Consider the following 17,946-nt stretch of genomic DNA (forward strand, 5'->3'; position numbering starts at 1 on the left):
GGCCCGCAAGGCCGCCGCCGCGGCCCGTGAGGCCCGGGACGCCGCCAGATCAGCTGCCACCCACGCGAAGAACGCCGGTGACGCCGCCCTCGAAGCGGCCGAGCACGCCGGCGAGGCCGCGCAGGCGGCGACGCGCTCGACGGAGCACGCGAACGCGGCGACCACGGCCGCGAACGCCGCCACCGCCGCCGTCGCCAAGGCCCAGCAGGTCTTCGAACTCGCCCGTGAGGTCGAGGCCGAGGAACTGCTCGGCCGCACCAACGCGGGCATCGAACGGGCCGAGCAGGACAAGACCGAGTACGACGCCCAGGTCGCGGAACAGGCCGAGCTGGAGCAGGCCGTCGAGGACCGGGACGCCGAGCGGGACCGCCTGGTCGCCGCGGCGGACGCGTCCGGCGCCGACCTCCCGGCCGTCGCCGAGCAGGGCCGTGACCTCGCCCTGCTGACGATGAAGAACGGCACGGCCTGGGGCCGTTCCGCCGCCGAGGCCGCGCTGGCGGGCCCGGACGAGGTCGTCCTCGACTACCTCCGCAACGGCTGGCCGACCGCCGCCCAGCAGGACGAGCGCTCCTACGTCGAGCGGCTCGCCGAGGAGAGCTCGGACAAGGCGGTGCGCGACGCGGCCGAGGCCGCACTGGACGGTGACGCCGCCGCGGTGAGCGCGTTCGTCGCGAACGGCCGGTTCCAGGCCGGGGCCGAGGGCATGCGCGTCGACATCGCCAAGGTCATCGACGGTGCCGGACCGGTGCTCGCCGAGGCCGGCCGGGCCGCGCTGGCCACCGGCGACCCGAAGAAATACAGCGAGTTCCTGTCCACCACCCGGAGCGAGGCCCGTACCCAGGACGAGCGGGTCAGGGCGGCGCAGCTGGTCGACAGCGGCACCCCCGAGGTGAAGTCGGCGGCCCGGGTCGCGCTGGCCGGTTCGCCGGACGCCCTGCACGCCTTCGTGGTGTCCGGGCAGTACAAGGCGCTGCGCAAGGACAACCTCACCGCCACCCATGTGTCCCAGGTGCGGAAGCTGATCGCGGACGCGGCGAAGGTCGCGGCCACCGCCCAGCAGAACGCCGCCACCGCGCAGAAGGTCGCCGCCACCGCCCGCAACGCCGCCGCCGAGGCCGCGGACTGGGCGAAGAAGGCGAACGAGTCCATGGGCAAGGCCCAGGAGTACGCCGACCAGGCCGACCAGTACGCCGACCAGGCCGAGGCGTCCGCCGCCGAGGCCGCCGCCTCCGCGAAGACGGCACGCAGCGCTGCGGACAGCGCGAACACCGCCGCCTCCAGGGCCGCGAGGTCGGCGGCCGACGCGACCGTCTCCGCCGAGCAGGCCCAGGCCTCGGCGTCCACCGCGGCCTACTACGCCGAGGAGGCGCGCAAGTCGGAGATCGCGGCGGGCAAGGACGCGGACGCGGCGCTGGAAGCGTCCACCAAGGCCTTCATCGCCGCGGTCGCCAAGTTCCGCGAAGAGGAGGAGGAGCGCCGCAAGGCCGCCGTCGCCGCCAAGGAGGCGGGCGAGAACCAGGGCATGACGCCGGCCGAGCTGTACCGCTGCCAGCAGTCGATCCTGCCCTGCGACCCGGTGGACTTCGCCCGCTGGTGCCAGCACAAACAGGTCTACTGCTCCCTCCTCGCGCACGCCGACGAGTTCAGCGACGCGGCGGAGATGATCTGGAACATCGAGAAGGAACTCCTCGGCATCGGCGATCTGGAGGAGTGCCTGCGCGAGAAGGACTTCGACAGTTGCAGCGGCCTCGCGGTGGGCGTCCTCAGCGGCAAGCTGAAGATCCTTGACCGGGCCTACGACGAGCTGAAGCTCCTCAAGCGCGGCTGCAAGGCCGTCAGCAAGTCGTCGGTGCGGACCGCGGCGTTCACGGTGGCGGCGCAGGCGGCGGACGGCGGTGTCTCCGGCTGCCTCGAAGGCGCCATCGACCACAAGGTCTACGACCCTGACACAGGCAACATCATCACCGACATCGACCTCTTCGAGAACGGTGTGATGTGGGAACTCAAGTCGGCCATCTACGCTGACGCCTCGTGGCTGGACAAGCACGTCGACCTGAAGCTGGCCAACTACCTGAAGTGCCGTGCACTGCTTCCCGGCTACGAGAGCGCACCGATCGGCTTCCGGTTCACGACGTCAGGAATGGACTCGCGTTTCCGGGCGGCTCTGCAGGAGCGGTTCGCCGAACTCAGGCAGGCCTACCCGGATCTCGACCTCAGACTGGAGATCGCGGATTGAGTTATCCCTTCGAGTACGGCGACGAGACGATCTGGGACGCGGGCTATCACAGCGGAAAGCTGTATGCCTCCCTGGTTCCGGGAGCAGCCCGATTCCTCGACGTGCCGTCCGGGCTGACGCCGACACCCCAGGGTGGCTGCGCGGTGGATCGCGAGCTTTTCCAGGTCTTCGTCGAGCGTCTGTACGGCCTCTACACGGCCACCTCGAATGAGGTCCTGCGAGAACTGGCGCACGGTCTGCTCATCACGTCGCTCGTACTCCTGGACCGGACGGACGGCACCATCGAGCTGCGCCCCGAGGACACGGCGCCCCTGAACGAGGCGAAGTCCGACCTGGCCCGCTCCATGGCGTCGTAGAACATGGCGTCGTAGAACGGCGAAAAGGCCGCCCACCGGAATTCCACCGGTGGGCGGCCTTTTACATTCGGATTTCGCCGGATCCCGACGAAGTCCTCACGTCGCTACGAGTGCCCCAACTCCGCCGCGACCTCGTCCGCCGCCTCCGGTACCGACCCCGAGTCCGGTGACGGCCGCAGGGGGAAGGGGTCCACTCTGGTCTCGTCGATCACCGGTGGGGCCGGCTGAGGCGGTTTGGGCATGACGGCCGCCTCCGAGTGGCCGCCGCAGCCGTAGGAGAGGGAGACGACGCGGCCGTCCGCGGGGGCGAACTCGTTGGCGCAGAGGCCGAAGGCCTGGCCGAGGGAGCCGCCGAGGGGGACCAGGAAGCCGCAGCTGACGCAGGACGCCGGGGCCGCCTGGGCCATGGGGGTCTTCGAGCCGAAGGACTCCTCCCAGCGGTCGGCGGCGACATGGAGGCCGTAGCGGGACAGGACCCGGGCGCGGCGCATGCCGAGTTCCTCGGCGACCGCGGCGATCGAGCCGCGGGACGGGACCATCGGGAGGTGGGACGGGGTGCCCGCGGTGAGCTCCGCGTCCTCCGCCTCGACCAGCTCCGCCATCTCCTCGGAGACCGGCGCGCTCGGCAGGGGTTCGTCCTCGCCGGAGTAGCCCGGCTCCAGCCGCAGGTCCTCGGCGTCGGTGGGCAGGAGATCGCCGGGTCCCATGTCGCCGGGGCGCAGCCGCTCGCTCCACGGCACCCACTCGGGGGCCAGGAGCGCGTCCGAGCCGGGCAGCAGCACGACCTCGTCCAGGGTGACGATCTTCGCGCGGGAGGCGCGGGCGACCGTGACGGCCCAGCGCCAGCCCCGGTACCCGAGTTCCTTGCACTCGAAGTAGTGCGTGACGACACGATCGCCCTCGGAGACCAGGCCCGCGTGCTCACCCACCACACCGGGCGCGGCGGCCTCCTCGGCTGCGGCGCGGGCGAGGTCGACGGCCTCGGCGCACTGGCGGTCGGGGGTGCGGCTTCGCGTTGTCGCTGCGCTCACAGGTATCGCTTCTCTCCTACGCCGTCACTCGGGTGCGCCGGCCTGAAGGCGGCGGATGCGGACGGAGCGGACCGAAGGGCCGCGTCGACGTCCGCGCCCGATCGCGCTCGGGCGCACCTGCTCCCATCCATTCTGCGGGATGACCGAGAGGCGCGCGGCCGAGAACGTTCGCCACGGCGCGCTACGCACGCTACCTGTTCGCTGCCGCTTGGCCTACACCGACGTGATGGATCGTGACTTCATATGTGGTCCAACGCGCGGTAACCGCACTACTCACAGCTTTCTCGGGGCACTATGACGGGGTGGCAGCCGCAAGGACACCCCAGGGAGCCACTGGGATCGGTGGCGGTTCGGGCCGGATGACCGGACCCGTCCGTGCCGTCGGGCGTGCCCTGCACTTCCCGTTCACCGGTACGGCCCGCGGCATCCGCAAGGCGACCCACGCCCACGGAGCGGGCGAGTCGGGCCTCGGCAAGCTGATCGAACTGCATGCCGTCAACGGCGCGGGTGACGTCATGATCACCGTCGCCCTCGCCTCCACCGTGTTCTTCTCGGTGCCGACCGACGAGGCCCGGGGCCGCGTCGCGCTCTACCTCGCGATCACCATGGCGCCCTTCACCGTCCTCGCGCCGGTGATCGGCCCGCTCCTGGACCGCCTCCCGCACGGCCGCAGGGCCGCCATGGCGGGCGCCATGCTCGCCCGCGCCCTGCTCGCGCTGATCATCTCCGGGGCGGTCGCCACGGGCAGCCTGGAGCTGTATCCGGCCGCCCTGGGCGTACTGGTGGCCTCGAAGGCGTACGGCGTGGTCAGAAGCGCGGTCGTGCCCCGGCTGCTCCCACCGCGCTTCTCCCTCGTCAAGGCCAATTCCCGCGTCACCCTCGGCGGCCTCCTGGCCACCGGCATCGCCGCGCCCGTCGGCGCGGGGCTCCAGGCCGTCGGACCGAGCTGGCCGCTCTACGGCGCCTTCGTGATCTTCGTCGCCGGTACGTTCCTGTCGTTCTCGCTGCCGCCGAAGGTCGACTCGGCCAAGGGCGAGGACGTGGCGCTGCTCGCCGCCGACGAGGAGCATCTGCACGGACCGCACCTCAAGCCGGTCAAGCGGCCCGGGCTGCGCACGGTCGGCACCGCTGTCACCCACGCCCTGGGCGCCAACGCGGCCCTGCGCTGGCTCTCCGGCTTCCTCACCTTCTTCCTCGCCTTCCTGCTGCGCGAACACCCCCTGACCGGCGAGAGCGCGGCCGTGTCGCTGGGGCTGGTGGCGGTGTCGGCGGGCGCGGGCAACGCGCTGGGTACGGCGGTCGGGGCCTGGCTGCGGTCCAGGGCGCCGGAGATCATCATCCTGACGGTGGTGGCGTTCGTGCTGGGCGCCGCGATCACCGCCGCGATCTTCTTCGGGGCCCTCCTGGTGGCCTGCCTGGCGGCCTGCGCCGGGTTCGCGCAGGCCCTGTCCAAGCTGTCCCTGGACGCGCTGATCCAGCGGGACGTGCCCGAACTGGTCCGCACCTCGGCCTTCGCCCGCTCCGAGACCCTCCTCCAGGTGTCCTGGGTGTTCGGCGGCGCGGTCGGCATCGTGATGCCGCTCAACGGCTATCTCGGCCTGTCCGTGGCCGCCGCGGTGGTCGCGGTCGGCTGGCTGGCCACCGCGAAGGGGCTGCTCAGCTCGTCCCGCCACGGCGGCAGCTCCAGGGCGCGAGTGGCGTAACGAACAGGGCACGCCGTACCCCGCATAAAGAGACTGCTGTACCCGCCCGATAGCCTTCCGCCATGACCACGCTGCAATCCGTAGTGCGACGCCGCCGCGCCGTCGCCGCCGCCGGCCTCGTTTCCGCCGGACTGCTCGTCCTGTCGGCCTGCGACAAGCCGACGCCGCGCGTCACCGTCACGGTCGGTTCGACCTCGGTGAGCTCCGAGGCCACCTGCTACGACGACGGCAAGGACCTCGGTCAGGCCAAGGCCGCCAAGTGCGCCCTGGAGAAGGGCGACGCCAAGACGATCAAGGTCAACCAGAGCGAGACCCTGCGCGTCGGCGTCGACCCCGAGGTCGCGGACACCGGCTGGGCGCTGTGGATCAACGGCCAGCAGATGACGTACGCCTACAAGAAGACGTACTACGCCTTCGACGGCGTCGACCTCTTCGCCCAGCAGCAGGGCCAGGCCCCGCAGAAGACGCTGTACATCAGCATCGTCGAGCAGGACAAGTCCACGTCCGGGCAGAGCAAGGAACACAAGGGCGTCTGGAACTTCAAGCTGGAGAACGCGGACTACTGATCCGTCGGAGCCGTACCTGATGCGCATCCTCGTGGCCACCGCGGTCCCCGTCGAACGGGACGCGGTGGCCCGTGCGTTCGAGGGCACCGCGGCCTCCGTCGACGTCCTCGCCGTGGGGGTCGGGCCCGCGCGGGCCGCCGCCCGTACCGCCGCGGCCCTCGCCGCCGCCTCCTACGGCCTCGTCGTCTCCGCCGGGATCGCCGGCGGGTTCCTGCCCCACGCGCCGGTCGGCTCGCTGGTCGTCGCCGACGAGATCACCGCCGCCGACCTCGGGGCCGAGACCGCCGACGGGTTCCTGCCGGTCACCGAGCTGGGGTTCGGGACCGTCACCCACCGTCCGCCCGAAGCACTCGTACGGGACGCCGTGGCCGCGACCGGGGGCCTGGCCGGGGCCGTGCTCACCGTCTCCACGGTGACCGGTACGGCCGCCCGCGCCGCCCTCCTGCGGGAACGGCACCCCAGCGCCCTCGCCGAGGCCATGGAGGGCTTCGGGGTCGCCGAGGCGGCTGGGGCGCACGGGGTGCCGGTGCTGGAGGTCCGTGCCGTCTCCAACCCGGTCGGTCCGCGCGACCGGGCCGCGTGGCGCATCGGCGACGCGCTCTCGGCCCTCACGGCGGGGTTCGGGAAGCTTGTGCCCGTACTGGAGAGTTGGAAGCAGCATGACTGAGCCCTTGCAGATCGCGTACTCCCCCTGCCCCAACGACACCTTCGTCTTCGACGCGCTCGCCCACGGGCGGGTGCCCGGGGCGCCCTCGCTGGACGTGACCTTCGCGGACATCGACGTCACCAACGGGATGGCGGAGCGCGGTGAGTTCGATGTGCTGAAGGTGTCGTACGCCGTGCTGCCGTACGTCCTCGACGAGTACGCGCTGCTGCCGTGCGGGGGTGCGCTGGGGCGGGGCTGCGGGCCGCTGGTGCTCACGCGGGAGGCCGGGGTGGATCTCGCCGGGCGTACCGTCGCCGTGCCGTCCGAGAGGTCGACCGCGTATCTGCTGTTCCGGCTCTGGGCGGCGGACACCCTGCCCGGCGGGGTCGGGGAGATCGTGGTGCTGCCGTTCCACGAGATCATGCCCGCGGTGCGGGACGGACGGGTCGACGCGGGGCTCGTGATCCATGAGGCCCGGTTCACTTATCAGAACTACGGGCTGCACAAGCTGGCGGACATGGGGGAGCACTGGGAGGCGACCACCGGGCTGCCGATTCCGCTGGGGGCGATCATCGCCAAGCGGTCGCTGGGTGCGGAGAGGCTGACCCTGCTCTCCGAGTCCATCCGTGCGTCCGTGCGGGCGGCTTGGGACGAGCCCGAGGTTTCGCGGCCCTATGTCATGGCGCATGCGCAGGAGATGGATCCCGCGGTGGCCGACCAGCACATCGGTCTGTACGTCAACGAGTTCACCGCGGATCTGGGCGAGGACGGATACGCGGCGATCCGGGGGCTGTTGACGCGGGCGGCGGCGGAAGGGCTCGTACCCGCGCTGGGGCCCGACGCCCTGTCGTTCGCCTGAGGGTTCAGCGCGGGGCGCCCGGCCACTGGGCCAGCCTGAGCATTCCGAGCACCCTGTGGATCAGGAAGCCCGCCAACGGGAGTTCGACACAGACCGCGAGCGCCGCCGACCACCACACCTGCGGGGTGCCCAGGGCCAGCGACACGTCGAACCAGGCGTCGCAGACCAGGAGGGCGCCGGTCGCCACCGCCGCCACGACCACCGCGCGGTGGCGGCGCCAGCCGAGTACGGCCGTGGCGGCCATCGCGAGCAGGAGCAGGACGTCGAAGCCGACCCAGGTGGTACGCCACTGGCGGACGGTGTAGCCGCTGGGCAGCGTGAAGGCCAGCAGGATCGTCCAGGGGACGAGGCCGACGGCGCAGACGGTGAGCAGTTCCAGGGTGTGCCTGCGCTGCCGCCTGATCCGCTCCGGCAGTGGGGGCGACGGCGCCCCGGTCGGAATCTCCGTCACTACACGTCTAGTTGGTCGGCGACCGCGCGCAGCAGGCCGGCGATCTTCTTGCCGGCGACCTTGTCGGGGTAGCGGCCGCGCTCCAGCATCGGCGTGATGTTCTCGAGGAGGGTCGTCAGGTCCTGGACGATGGAGGCCAGTTCGTCCGGCTTCTTGCGCTGGGCCGCCGCGACCGAGGGCGCGGGCTCCAGGAGGGTCACCGAAAGGGCCTGGTCACCGCGTTGTCCCGCGACCACGCCGAACTCCACCCGCTGCCCGGGCTTCAGGCTCTCGACTCCGGCGGGGAGGACCGAGGAATGGACGAAGACGTCACCGCCGTCGTCGCGGGAGAGAAAGCCGAAGCCCTTCTCGCTGTTGAACCACTTGACCTTGCCGGTAGGCACGTCTGTCCTCGTCCTCGTACTCGTCGGAAAACTGCTTCTGGAAACGGCTCTTGATAGCACTCGGGCGGGTCGTCGGGACCCGCCGGTACCAAGGCTAATGGTCTTCAGGCCGGTGACAAGACGTCGCCCGGTTGTTCCTTCGGGCAGGGAACTACCCTGGTCCGGTGCGTGACAAAACCCAAACGAATTCCGCCGCTCCCGGTGACCGACTGATCCGTGCCGGAGCCATCGTCTTCTTCATCGGCGCCGTGGTCACTCTCGTCACCGTGGCACCGTTCCTGCTCGGAACGACGCCTTTTCCGACGTACATGTTCGGATTGAGCATGCTCATGGCCGTCGGGTTCGTGGTGGCCGGTGCGGGAGTGCTGCAATCGGTCGCGGCCGGAAGGCGTCAGGCGCGGGCCGGAAGGTAGTCCGGACGGTAGTCCGAAAACCACCCCGGGAACTCCGTGAGATCGGCGAGAACCACATCCGCCCCGGCCTCGCCCAGTTCCGCGGCGCTGCACGGGCCGGTCGTCACGGCGACGGAGAACGCCTCGGCGACCCGCGCCCCGCGGACGTCTCCGACGTGGTCGCCGACGTACACGCTCGCGCCGTGCTCGCGCAGCGCCTCGGCCTTCTGCTCGGCCCACAGGTTGCCGATCACCGCGTCCGGCGCCATGCCGAGGTGCTTCATGTGCAGCCTGGCGTTGGGCTCCCACTTGGCCGTCACGACGATCGCCCGCCCACCGGCCGCCTGCACGGCCTCGATCGCCTCACGGGCGCCGGGCATCGCGAGGGTGCCGTCGATGGCGTACGACGGGTAGAGCTCGCGGTACAGATCCGACACCGCCGGAATCTCCTCCGCCGCGAACCAGTACGCCATCTCCTCCGCCAACGGCGGCCCCAGCCGCGTGACCACGAGGTCGGCATCGACATACGTCCCCGTCCGCTCCGACAACTCCACCCAGCAGGCGCGGATGCCCGGCCGGGAGTCGATGAGCGTCATGTCGAGATCGAAGCCGACGGTCGGGGCGGGGGTGGGGGCGGAGATGCTTGTAGAGGCCATATGGGTCATTGTGCCCGGGGGGCTGGGTGGGCAGACACCGGGTTTTCGGCGGCGGGCGACGGCTCCTCCCAGCCCAACCCGGACAGGTCCTCCCCGTCTACCGCCGCCGCTGTGACCGCCACACCAAGAAGAGTGCCGATGCCACGGCCGCCCCCCGCACCACCCACGGCCAGGTCTCGGCGATCGCGTCGTTCATGTGGCCCTTGGTGATGGGCTCGCCCCAGCGGCCCTCGTTGCGGCCCCAGAGCCAGACGAGGCCGGCGGTGAGGGCCAGGGTGGGGAGGAAGACGACGGCCCACTTGGTCTCGGCGTCGGAGAGGCGGCGGGAGGCCCAGGCGATGAGCCAGCCGACGAGGAGGACGAGGAGGTTGCCGAGGACGGCGCCGGTGACGAGGAGGGCGGCGGCCAGCAGGAGGAGGGGGTTGCTCCAGCCGCCGGCGACAGGGGCTCGCGGGCCGCGGAAGAGGCGGCGGGCCGGGGCGGCGGGCGCCGGCTTGGGCACGGCCCTGGGCTTCCACCAGGCCGACGCGCGCGTCTTCGCCGGTGCCTCCGCCTGCTCGGTCTCCTCGGCCTCCGCCTTCTCCACCGTCGGCTCCGGCTCCGGCTTCTCCTTCGGCGGCGGCTTCAGCAGCTCCGGGATCTCCACCCCGCCGACGAAACCCGGCACGCTGTCGCCGACCCCGAAGGGGCTGCTGTCCACCCGCCACCAGTCGGGCTGCGAGGCGCTGTCGCCGAGTTCGTTCAGACCGGCCTGGTGGGGTCCCGCGGACGCGTCGGCGGGACCCGGCGGCGGGGCGTCGGCGGGACGCGGACCCGGTACGACCTTCCGCAGCCCCTTCCAGCGCCGCTCACCGTCCGCCCCCGTGCCCGCCCCGCGCCAGTCGTGCTCCTCCCGCGCGCCCCTGCCGCGCCGCTCCGCCGCCTCCTCCGACTCGCGGTCCCGCTGTACGGGCATGGAGACCACCGGCGTCTGCGCGGCGCCGCCCGCCGTGCCGCCCGCGGCGGTGACCACGTCGTCGGGGCTGCCCAGCCTGGCGATGATCCTGCGGACGGCGGCGGGCGAGTCCACCGGTGCCTTGGCGCGCCGCCGGTCGATCTCGTTGCGCAACTCGGAGACGAGCCGCATCCGGGTGGACGACGGCAACTGCCGCTGCTGCGCGACGTCACCGACACGGCTCAGATACTCGTAGACGACCTGGTCGCTCTCGATACCCACGAAGTCCCCTCCGGGGCGGGTGCGTTGGATACCCCGTGGCACGACGTTAGCGCAGGCAGGTGTCGCCGGGACGGGGCCGGTGCCGGGCCGGCTCGCCCATCCGCGGCCGCGCTCCGGTCGCCTGGTGCGGGACCCGTCCACAGGGCACCCGCTACCGTTGGTCGGATGAGCAACCCGGCCGTACCGCCGCGCTCCCTCGCGGAAGCGCTCAGGGCCAGGGACGACGTCTCCCTGGCCGCGCTCCTGCGTGCCCGCCCCGACCTCATCACCCCCGTGCCGACGGACCTCACCCAGCTCGCGACCCGGGCCGGGACGCGGGCGTCGGTGGTGCGGGCGCTGGAGCGGCTGGACCGTTTCGCGCTCCAGACGGCCGAGGCGTTGGCCGTGGCGGCGGACCCGGCGCCGCACGACGAGTTGCTGGCCCTGCTGACCGGCGACGGCGGCGACCCGGCGGTCTCGGCGGCGCTGCCCCGCGCGCTCGGCACGCTGCGGGAGCAGGCCCTGGTGTGGGGCGAGGACGACCGGCTGCGGCTGGTCCGCACGGCCCGTGAGCTGCTCGCGCCCTCGCCGCAGCATCCGTCGCCGACGGGGCTCGGGCCGACCGTGCGGGAGGCGACGGCGGGGATGTCGCCGGGCCGCATCCAGGACATCGTGACGACGGCGGGGCTCGGCTCGACCCACGACGCGGTGTCGGCGCTGGCCTCGCTGACGGAGCTGTTCACCGACCGCAAGCGGATGGCGACGCTGCTCGCGGGGCTGCCGGAGGAGTCCCGGGAGGTGCTGTCGCGGCTGGTGTGGGGGCCGCCGTACGGACAGGTCACCGCCGATCCCGCGGCCCATCTGCGGCGGCTCCTGGACCTGGGGCTGCTGGTGCCGACGACGCCCGGGACGGTCGTACTCCCCCGGGAGGTGGCCCTGCATCTGCGCGGCGGGCGGGCGCACCGCGCGGTGGAGCCGGTGGCGCCGGCGGTGGAGCCCGCGGCGAGCCACCGTCCACAGGTTGTGGACGCGACGGCGGCCGGGCAGGCGTACACCGCGCTCGCGACCGTCGAGGAGCTGCTGAAGGACTGGGACGAGGGCGGGCCCGCGGTGCTGCGGGCGGGCGGCCTGAGCGTCCGCGACCTCAAGCGCACGGCCGTGGCGCTGGACGTGGCGGAACCGGTGGCCGCGTTCTGGGTGGAACTGGCCTACGCGGCGGGCCTGATCGCCTCCGACGGCGAGGCCGACGAGCGGTACGCCGCGACCCCGGCCCACGACGAGTGGCTGGAGCAGCCCGCCGCCCAGCGCTGGGCGCGGCTCGCGGAGGCGTGGCTGACGGCGACGCGGGTGGCGGGCGTGGTCGGCGGGCGCGACGCGAAGGACCGCACCCTCTCGGCGCTCGGCCCCGGCCTCGACCGCAGCGCGGCGCCAGAGGTACGACACCGGGTGCTGACCCTCCTCGCGGGCCTGCCGGAGGGCACGTCCCCGTCGGCCGCGTCGGTCCTGACCCGGCTGCGCTGGGAACGTCCGCTGCGGGGGCCGCAGCGCGAGGACGACCTGCGGTCCCGGCTCGCCGAGTGGACGCTGAACGAGGCGGAGCTGCTGGGGGTGACGGGGCGGGGGGCGCTGTCGGGGCACGGGCGGGCGCTGCTGGGCGCCACCGCGCCGAGGACGGCGTCCGTCGCACCGCAGGGCCCCGGCGACAAGCTGCCCGTGCACCACCATCGCCCCGCGGTCACGGAACCCCTCTCCGCCGCCGAGCAGGCCACCGCGTCGGCCGCGTCCGCCCGGCTCCTCGCCCCGCTGCTGCCCGAGCCGCTGGACCACGTCCTGCTCCAGGCCGACCTGACCGCGGTGGCCCCCGGGCCGCTGGAGCGTCCGCTCGCGGAGGTGCTCGGGGTGCTCGCGGACGTGGAGTCGAAGGGCGGGGCGACGGTGTACCGGTTCACGCCGGGGTCGGTCAGACGGGCCCTTGACGCCGGGCAGGCCGCCTCCGACCTGCACGCCTTCCTCGCCGCGCACTCGCGGACGCCGGTCCCGCAGCCGCTGACCTATCTGATCGACGACGTGGCCCGCAAGCACGGCCATCTGCGGGTCGGCGCGGCCTCGGCCTACGTCCGCTGCGACGACGACGCCGTCCTGAACGAGATCCTCGCCGACAAGCGCGCGAGCGGTCTGCGGCTGCGCCGCCTGGCCCCCACGGTGCTGGCCGCCCAGGCGGACCCGGCGACCCTCCTGGACGGCCTGCGCGCGATGGGCTTCGCCCCGGCCGCCGAGTCCGCGGAGGGCGACGTCCTGATCACCCGCGCCCACGCCCACCGCACCCCGCCCGGCACGGCCCCCGAACCCGTCCCCGACGGCCCCCCGATCCCCGACGCCACCCTCCTCTCGGCCGCGATCCGAGCCATCCGCGCGGGCGACCTCGCCTCCACGACCCCCCGCAAGAACCCCGCCCAGCCCCCGCACTCCACCGGCGAACTCCCCCGCACCAGCCCCGCCGACACCCTCGCCACCATGCAGGCCGCCGTCCTCACCGGCGACGCCCTCTGGATCGGCTACGTCAACGCCGAGGGCTCCGCCACCCAACGCGTCATCGCCCCCATCCGCGTCGAGGGCGGCTTCGTGACGGCGTACGACCACACGGCGGACGAGGTGCGGACGTATCCGTTGCACCGGGTGACGGGGGTGGCGGAGCTGGCGGAGGGTTGAGGACGGGCCCCCTCAAGCCGGTTGCGTTTTGACAGTCTCGCCGTCACACCGCAGCGCCGCCGGGCATGCTGGTCCGAGAAGGGGGAGCGCATGGGAAAGGCCTCGAGGAAGAAGCAGGAACGGCGATCACGGAGGGCTGCTCCGGGCGAAATCGGCACCGGGGGTGATCCACAGAATGTCAGTGCCGACGCTCTCGAAGCTTTGCTCCGCTCAAATGCACCCGACGAGCTGAGCCTGGCCGGCGCCTACGCTTTCGGCTACCTCGCACTCGCAGCAGCTCAGTTGAACGAGGACGTACCAGACTGGTTTCACAGCATCGACCCCCTCGACACGCTGTTCCTGGGGACCGCCTGGCCGAAGGCCTTCGTCGATGAACTGCAGTTCGCCAACGCGCGCGACGCCTGGTTGCGCCTGCTGCACGGCACCGTGCACGGCAAGGGAATCGAGCGTTTTGTCCGCGAGACCGTGGCAGCGAGCGAGGAACTGGAAATGCCGGTGGACGACGGGGAGTTCCTTCTCGCGCTCACTGGTCGGCTTGCGTCGGCCGGGCTCGACCGACGCCGCCTGCCCCGCCGACTTCTGCCAGGGGCCGCGCTCCAGGGCTGTCGCGCGGTCTGCGGACCGTCACCGGACCTGCGACTGCCCGAACCGCCGGAGGACGCGAAGGAACGGGTGAGGCAGTTCTGGAAGGAAACGGCCGAGTCGTCCTGGACCGGTAGCACACCACGGGCAATTCTCCGCAACGGACTACGGCGGTTCAAGGAGCAAGGGCTCCCGGTGAAGAAGGAATCCGCACTGCTGCTCGGGGCCCTGTACGCGGCTCTCCTGACGAAGCCCGGTGAACCTCTGGACGATATGGGCGAACACGCCTGGACATGGGCGATGTCCCTGGACGAGACGTCGTCACTGGTGCCGGTGCTCGACATCCTCGCCCTTGCCCCCGAGTTGGGGCTTTCAGTCACCGAGACCCTCGGGCGCCTTTTCGCCGTCCCGGCCTTCACCCAGCCGATCCCCTCCGAGGCCCTGATCTGGACCAGTTCTCCCGGCCTCGCTCTGCCGCGCCTGGCATTCGAGCTGGGTGTCACCGAGGTGTCGACGGTGGACCGGACGATCACGCCGGATCTGCTGGACTGGGTGGGCATGCACGCGAGGATGGACCTGAGCACTACCGTTCGACGCAGGGATGTCGACGACGAGACGAGCGACGACGGGCCGCAGGACGAGGATGGCCCACCCGCGGAGTCTGATGGGCAATGGGACGAACGGCGTGAAGCCGTGCGCGTGGCGGCGTTGAACAAGGTCCGTAAGAAGTCCGGTAAGACGGCAGCCTCTCCTGGACGGTCCCGTCCGCCCGTCGAGCGTATCTGGAACGCAGACGGGAGTTCCGTGGTGCGGTTCGACGAACATCGCTGGCAGAAGCTCGCGGACGGCATGGAAGGCCTGTGCCGAGAGTTCCGTGAGAAGTTCGGCCGCGAACCGGGACCGGACGACCCGCTGTTCTTCGACCCCGATGCCGACGAACCCATGCCTCTGAGCAGGGAGCACTTCGATGACATGCTGCGAGACGTGGCGGACCGGGCTGTCGAACATGGTGTCGACCCGGCGTTCCTTCACGCCTGGCGCGAGGTCGGTTACGTGGTCACCGAGGAGAACATGAGCATGTTCACCGCAGCCGAGGTGCTCACCTTCAGCAGGGCCGTAGCCCGGTACCGCCAGGGCAGGGAATGACTGACAGTACCGAGAACCACATCAGTGGCGGAGTCTTCTTCGGCTTCGTGGTTCAGGGGCGGGACATCACTCTGACGCTGCCGGACCGCCCGGACCCAGCACTCGCCGGACTGCCCAGACAGTCAGCGACCTTCGCGGGACGTCGCACCGAACTGGACCAAGCTCTCTCGGCCCTGGCGCCGACAACAGCAGGCGGTACCGCGGGCACTGTGGCGGTAACCGGGCTGGCCGGCACGGGCAAGACGGAACTGGTGCTCCAAACAGCTCACCGAGCGCGGGAAGAGGGCTTGTTCCCCGGCGGAGTGCTGTACATCGATCTGCACGGTTACGACGGGGAACGCAAGGTGTCACCGAAGCGGGCGCTGGACACCGCTCTCCGAGCACTCGGCGTCCCTCCGGAGCACATCCCTCCCCGGATCGACGAGCGGGTGGGCGTCTATCGTTCCGCGCTCGCCGCCCTGGCCGCCGCCGGGCGACGGGTCCTGGTCGTCCTGGACGACGTACCGGCCAGCGACAGAGTCCGCCTTCTCCTGCCGAGTGACGCAAGCACGGGCACTCTCATCTCCTCCCGGCACTCTCTCGCGGACCTGGACGCACTGACGCTGACACTGCGGGAACTGCCCTGCGACGAGGGACGAGAGCTGCTGAGCGGTGCCCTGCGCACGGCGTTCCCCGAAGACACGAGGGTGACGGCCGAGGCAGACGAGGCGGACCGGCTCGTCGCGCTCTGCGGTGGTCTGCCGCTGGCCCTGCGCATCCTGGCGTCCCTCCTCATCGACGTCCCGAGTCGGCCCCTTGCCGACCTACGTCAGGACCTCGAGGACGCGCATTCCAGGCTGTCCGTCCTGACCCGGGAGAAACGCGCCGTGACCGCGGCCTTCGAGCTGTCGTACCGGAGGCTCACCAAGGATCAGGCCAGGCTCTTCCGACTGCTGTGGCTCCATCCCGGACCGGACTTCTCCGCCGAGGCCACGGCTCAGCTTTACGGCGGGAGCGTCGAGGAGGCCAAAGGGCTACTGCTGGATCTGGGCCGCAGACACCTGGTCGAACAGCATCTGGAGCGGCCGTACGGCCGCTGGCAGCAGCACAGCCTCGTACGTCTCTATGCCCGGGAGCAGCTCGTATCGGGTGACGACGACTGGGGCAAGTGCCTCATCCGTCTGCTCGCGTACCTCTATGAGAGGGCCGCCCTCGCATGTGAGGCCGCCTTCACCCCCATCCCACCGAAGCCCACGCAGGTCTTCGCCGACCGTGCTGCGGCGCTGCGGTGGCTCGAGGCCGAGCGGCACACTCTGGTAGCGGCCACCCTCTGGTCACACAGCGCCACCGACGACCTGATGTGTGCGGCCTTGGCGATGTCCGTCTCCCAGTTCCTCATGGAGGCACGTCACCTGGACGAAGCCGGGCAGGTGCTCACCGCGGGCATCCGGTCCAGTCGGAGGCTCAAGGACGGTTTTCGTGAGGCTTCCCTGCTGAGCTCCCACGGCGTGGTTCTACGGGACCAGCGCAAGCTGCGAAAGTCGATTCGGGCACACCACAGGGCGATCAAGATCTGCCGGAGACTGAAGAAGCGCCGCGCCCTCGCCGGCGCCCTGAACAACCTGGGACTCTCACTGCACGATCAGCGCAGGTTCGAACAGGCCGTGGCAGCCCATACCGAGGCCGCGCAGCTGTTCAAGCGCTCCGGGGACAGAACCGGAGTGGCAGGCGCCCTCAGCAACACCGGCGAGACGCTGACGGAACTGGGCCGCACGGAGGAGGCCACCCGCAATCTCCGCAAGGCGGCGAAGATCTTCCGGAAACAGGGCGACCTTCATGGTTACGCGCAAGCTTTGGGCAGCCTGGCCACCGCGACGCGCAACGCCGGGAAAGCCAACCGGGCCCTGGAACTGCACCAACGCGCGCTCGAGATGGCCGACGGCTTCCTGATGCCCCATGAACGCGCAGTCGAACTGTCCAACTTCTCCGGCACCCTGGTGGCTGCCGGGGACTTCGAAGCGGCCCTCACGGCACAGCAGGAGGCACTGGGTACGTTCCGGCACCTGGGGGATCACTCCGGTGAAGCCCGGACCTTGGGCAACATGGCCCTCGTACGGCAGCGGCAGGGCAAGTGGGGCAAGGCGGTGCGGCTGCACACCCTCGCATTGGAGACATTCCTCGAGAGCAAGGACGATCACGGTCTCGCCGACGAACTCTCGGCTCTGGCGGTCGCTCTTGTGGAGCAGGGGCACAACACCGAGGCCCTGGAGAACTTGGAACTCGCCGCCGATCTGTATCACCAGACGGGCGACGCCGAGAGCGCCGGCCACGCGCTGTCCCTGGTCGACCAGGTGAGGCGGCGGAACGGAGTCGCAGCCCGGCCCGGCGTCCGCCGAAAGTGATCACCAGTAGGTGAAGGGGGCGCCCTCAACCCCCCTCAGCAGTCGGTGACCGGTGAGTCCGCCGGCAGGGCGAAGTGGGTGCGGGCTGCCTGTTCGAGGGTTGTCGAGGGTGTGGTGGTCTTCAGGGCCGCCGTGGTCGTGGGGCCGAAGTGGGTGGTCAGCCAGTCGCTGTGGAGGGCGCCGTCGGGGGGCGTCTCCTGGGAGACGATGCGGTAGTCGCCGTCCGGTTGCCGGCGCAGGCCGAGGAGTTGGGGGGTCTCGGCGCCGGCGCACTCGACGAGGGTGCCCGAGCGGATTCCGTACTCCACGCAGAGGGTGGTGACGCCGGCGCGGATCAGGCCGGCGTGCTCGGCGAGGTCGATCGCGTCGGCGTGGCAGAACCAGCGGGCCCTGAGCTGTGGCTCGGTCTCGCCGTAGCCGGTGCCGTGGGCCTCGGACATCAGCCGGGCCTCGATCGCCGGCCGCACCTGGCTCCAGAGGTCCGCGTCGACGGCGGCGGGGCGGCTCGCCCACACGCCGGTGGCCACCAGCACCACCAGCGCGCCCCCGCCGACCACCCAGCCGCCCGTGGACATCCCCATACGCCCTCCCCACACCGCTCCCGCCAGTGCTCCCGCCAGTCAAGACACCCGAGCAGGTGCCGGGGTTGCACGG

16 protein-coding genes are annotated in these 17,946 nt (G+C 71.5%); 10 read left to right on the plus strand and 6 right to left on the minus strand.

The window, feature by feature from the left end:
- Together G3I78_RS32585 and G3I78_RS32590 are read left to right on the plus strand one after the other, a co-directional pair.
- On the plus strand, window positions 1–2,236 hold a 2,236-nt coding region (locus G3I78_RS32585), incomplete at its 5' end, for an ALF repeat-containing protein (protein ID WP_203615838.1).
- A complete protein-coding gene (locus G3I78_RS32590) occupies window positions 2,233–2,592 on the plus strand; it encodes a DUF6086 family protein (protein WP_164431267.1) in 360 nt (119 codons plus the stop codon). The genes G3I78_RS32585 and G3I78_RS32590, both read left to right, overlap by 4 nt.
- 104 nt (window positions 2,593–2,696) lie before the next feature.
- On the opposite strand, the gene G3I78_RS32595 is transcribed toward G3I78_RS32590, so the two are convergent.
- On the minus strand, window positions 2,697–3,623 hold the full coding sequence (locus tag G3I78_RS32595; RefSeq protein WP_164431269.1) for a DUF3027 domain-containing protein: 927 nt from the start codon (window positions 3,621–3,623) through the stop codon (window positions 2,697–2,699).
- A 359-nt stretch (window positions 3,624–3,982) separates the two neighbouring features.
- Between G3I78_RS32595 and G3I78_RS32600 the strand changes: the two genes are divergently transcribed.
- The 4 genes from G3I78_RS32600 to G3I78_RS32615 all read left to right on the plus strand — a co-directional run bounded on the left by G3I78_RS32600 (window position 3,983) and on the right by G3I78_RS32615 (window position 7,397).
- A complete protein-coding gene (locus tag G3I78_RS32600; protein ID WP_164431271.1) occupies window positions 3,983–5,326 on the plus strand; it encodes an MFS transporter in 1,344 nt (447 codons plus the stop codon).
- Between the two features lie 62 nt (window positions 5,327–5,388).
- Window positions 5,389–5,892, plus strand: a complete 504-nt coding sequence (locus G3I78_RS32605; protein WP_164431273.1) for a hypothetical protein — start codon at window positions 5,389–5,391, stop codon at window positions 5,890–5,892.
- Between the two features lie 19 nt (window positions 5,893–5,911).
- On the plus strand, window positions 5,912–6,559 hold the full coding sequence (locus G3I78_RS32610; RefSeq protein ID WP_164431275.1) for a futalosine hydrolase: 648 nt from the start codon (window positions 5,912–5,914) through the stop codon (window positions 6,557–6,559).
- Entirely contained in the window at window positions 6,552–7,397 is an 846-nt protein-coding gene (locus G3I78_RS32615) for a 1,4-dihydroxy-6-naphthoate synthase (protein WP_164431277.1), read from the plus strand. Before G3I78_RS32610 ends, G3I78_RS32615 begins: the two co-directional genes overlap by 8 nt.
- A 4-nt stretch (window positions 7,398–7,401) precedes the next feature.
- Here the strand turns inward: G3I78_RS32615 and G3I78_RS32620 are convergent, their stop codons facing one another.
- Window positions 7,402–7,848 carry a hypothetical protein gene (locus tag G3I78_RS32620; protein WP_164431279.1) on the minus strand — a complete coding sequence of 149 codons (447 nt, stop codon included), beginning with the start codon at window positions 7,846–7,848 and terminating at the stop codon, window positions 7,402–7,404.
- Window positions 7,848–8,231 (minus strand): cold-shock protein, encoded by a 384-nt coding sequence (locus G3I78_RS52960; protein ID WP_164431281.1) that lies wholly within the window; start codon window positions 8,229–8,231, stop codon window positions 7,848–7,850. The genes G3I78_RS32620 and G3I78_RS52960 overlap by 1 nt, the downstream gene beginning before the upstream one ends.
- Before the next feature lie 164 nt (window positions 8,232–8,395).
- Between G3I78_RS52960 and G3I78_RS32630 the strand changes: the two genes are divergently transcribed.
- Window positions 8,396–8,644, plus strand: coding sequence for a hypothetical protein (locus G3I78_RS32630; RefSeq protein WP_164431283.1), 249 nt, complete (start codon window positions 8,396–8,398; stop codon window positions 8,642–8,644).
- Here G3I78_RS32630 and G3I78_RS32635 read toward each other — a convergent pair.
- Together G3I78_RS32635 and G3I78_RS32640 are read right to left on the minus strand one after the other, a co-directional pair.
- Window positions 8,623–9,279 carry a haloacid dehalogenase-like hydrolase gene (locus G3I78_RS32635; RefSeq protein ID WP_164431285.1) on the minus strand — a complete coding sequence of 219 codons (657 nt, stop codon included), beginning with the start codon at window positions 9,277–9,279 and terminating at the stop codon, window positions 8,623–8,625. The genes G3I78_RS32630 and G3I78_RS32635 overlap by 22 nt on opposite strands.
- A 97-nt stretch (window positions 9,280–9,376) precedes the next feature.
- Window positions 9,377–10,495 carry a hypothetical protein gene (locus tag G3I78_RS32640; protein ID WP_164431287.1) on the minus strand — a complete coding sequence of 373 codons (1,119 nt, stop codon included), beginning with the start codon at window positions 10,493–10,495 and terminating at the stop codon, window positions 9,377–9,379.
- Between the two features lie 165 nt (window positions 10,496–10,660).
- Here G3I78_RS32640 and G3I78_RS32645 point away from each other — a divergent pair, with 165 nt between their 5' ends.
- The 3 genes from G3I78_RS32645 (at window position 10,661) to G3I78_RS32655 (ending at window position 17,292) form a co-directional block, all read left to right on the plus strand.
- Window positions 10,661–13,183, plus strand: coding sequence for a helicase-associated domain-containing protein (locus G3I78_RS32645; protein WP_164431289.1), 2,523 nt, complete (start codon window positions 10,661–10,663; stop codon window positions 13,181–13,183).
- 90 nt (window positions 13,184–13,273) lie between these two features.
- Window positions 13,274–14,911 carry a hypothetical protein gene (locus G3I78_RS32650; protein ID WP_164431291.1) on the plus strand — a complete coding sequence of 546 codons (1,638 nt, stop codon included), beginning with the start codon at window positions 13,274–13,276 and terminating at the stop codon, window positions 14,909–14,911.
- Entirely contained in the window at window positions 14,908–17,292 is a 2,385-nt protein-coding gene (locus G3I78_RS32655; protein WP_164431292.1) for a tetratricopeptide repeat protein, read from the plus strand. Before G3I78_RS32650 ends, G3I78_RS32655 begins: the two co-directional genes overlap by 4 nt.
- 35 nt (window positions 17,293–17,327) lie before the next feature.
- On the opposite strand, the gene G3I78_RS32660 is transcribed toward G3I78_RS32655, so the two are convergent.
- Window positions 17,328–17,873, minus strand: coding sequence for a hypothetical protein (locus G3I78_RS32660; RefSeq protein WP_239158191.1), 546 nt, complete (start codon window positions 17,871–17,873; stop codon window positions 17,328–17,330).
- Window positions 17,874–17,946 lie beyond the last annotated feature (73 nt).

Source organism: Streptomyces sp. SID13726, assembly GCF_010548375.1.
Classification (GTDB): Bacteria; Actinomycetota; Actinomycetes; order Streptomycetales; family Streptomycetaceae; genus Streptomyces.

What these genes read in the sequence shown, in the direction of transcription:
- G3I78_RS32645 (WP_164431289.1), top strand. Translation starts at nt 10,661, where the DNA reads ATGAGCAACCCGGCCGTACCGCCGCGCTCCCTCGCGGAAGCGCTCAGG.
- G3I78_RS32610 (WP_164431275.1), top strand. Translation starts at nt 5,912, where the DNA reads ATGCGCATCCTCGTGGCCACCGCGGTCCCCGTCGAACGGGACGCGGTG.
- G3I78_RS32615 (WP_164431277.1), top strand. Translation starts at nt 6,552, where the DNA reads ATGACTGAGCCCTTGCAGATCGCGTACTCCCCCTGCCCCAACGACACC.
- G3I78_RS32650 (WP_164431291.1), top strand. Translation starts at nt 13,274, where the DNA reads ATGGGAAAGGCCTCGAGGAAGAAGCAGGAACGGCGATCACGGAGGGCT.
- G3I78_RS32635 (WP_164431285.1), bottom strand. Translation starts at nt 9,279, where the DNA reads ATGGCCTCTACAAGCATCTCCGCCCCCACCCCCGCCCCGACCGTCGGC.
- G3I78_RS32655 (WP_164431292.1), top strand. Translation starts at nt 14,908, where the DNA reads ATGACTGACAGTACCGAGAACCACATCAGTGGCGGAGTCTTCTTCGGC.
- G3I78_RS32600 (WP_164431271.1), top strand. Translation starts at nt 3,983, where the DNA reads ATGACCGGACCCGTCCGTGCCGTCGGGCGTGCCCTGCACTTCCCGTTC.
- G3I78_RS32660 (WP_239158191.1), bottom strand. Translation starts at nt 17,873, where the DNA reads ATGGGGATGTCCACGGGCGGCTGGGTGGTCGGCGGGGGCGCGCTGGTG.
- G3I78_RS32605 (WP_164431273.1), top strand. Translation starts at nt 5,389, where the DNA reads ATGACCACGCTGCAATCCGTAGTGCGACGCCGCCGCGCCGTCGCCGCC.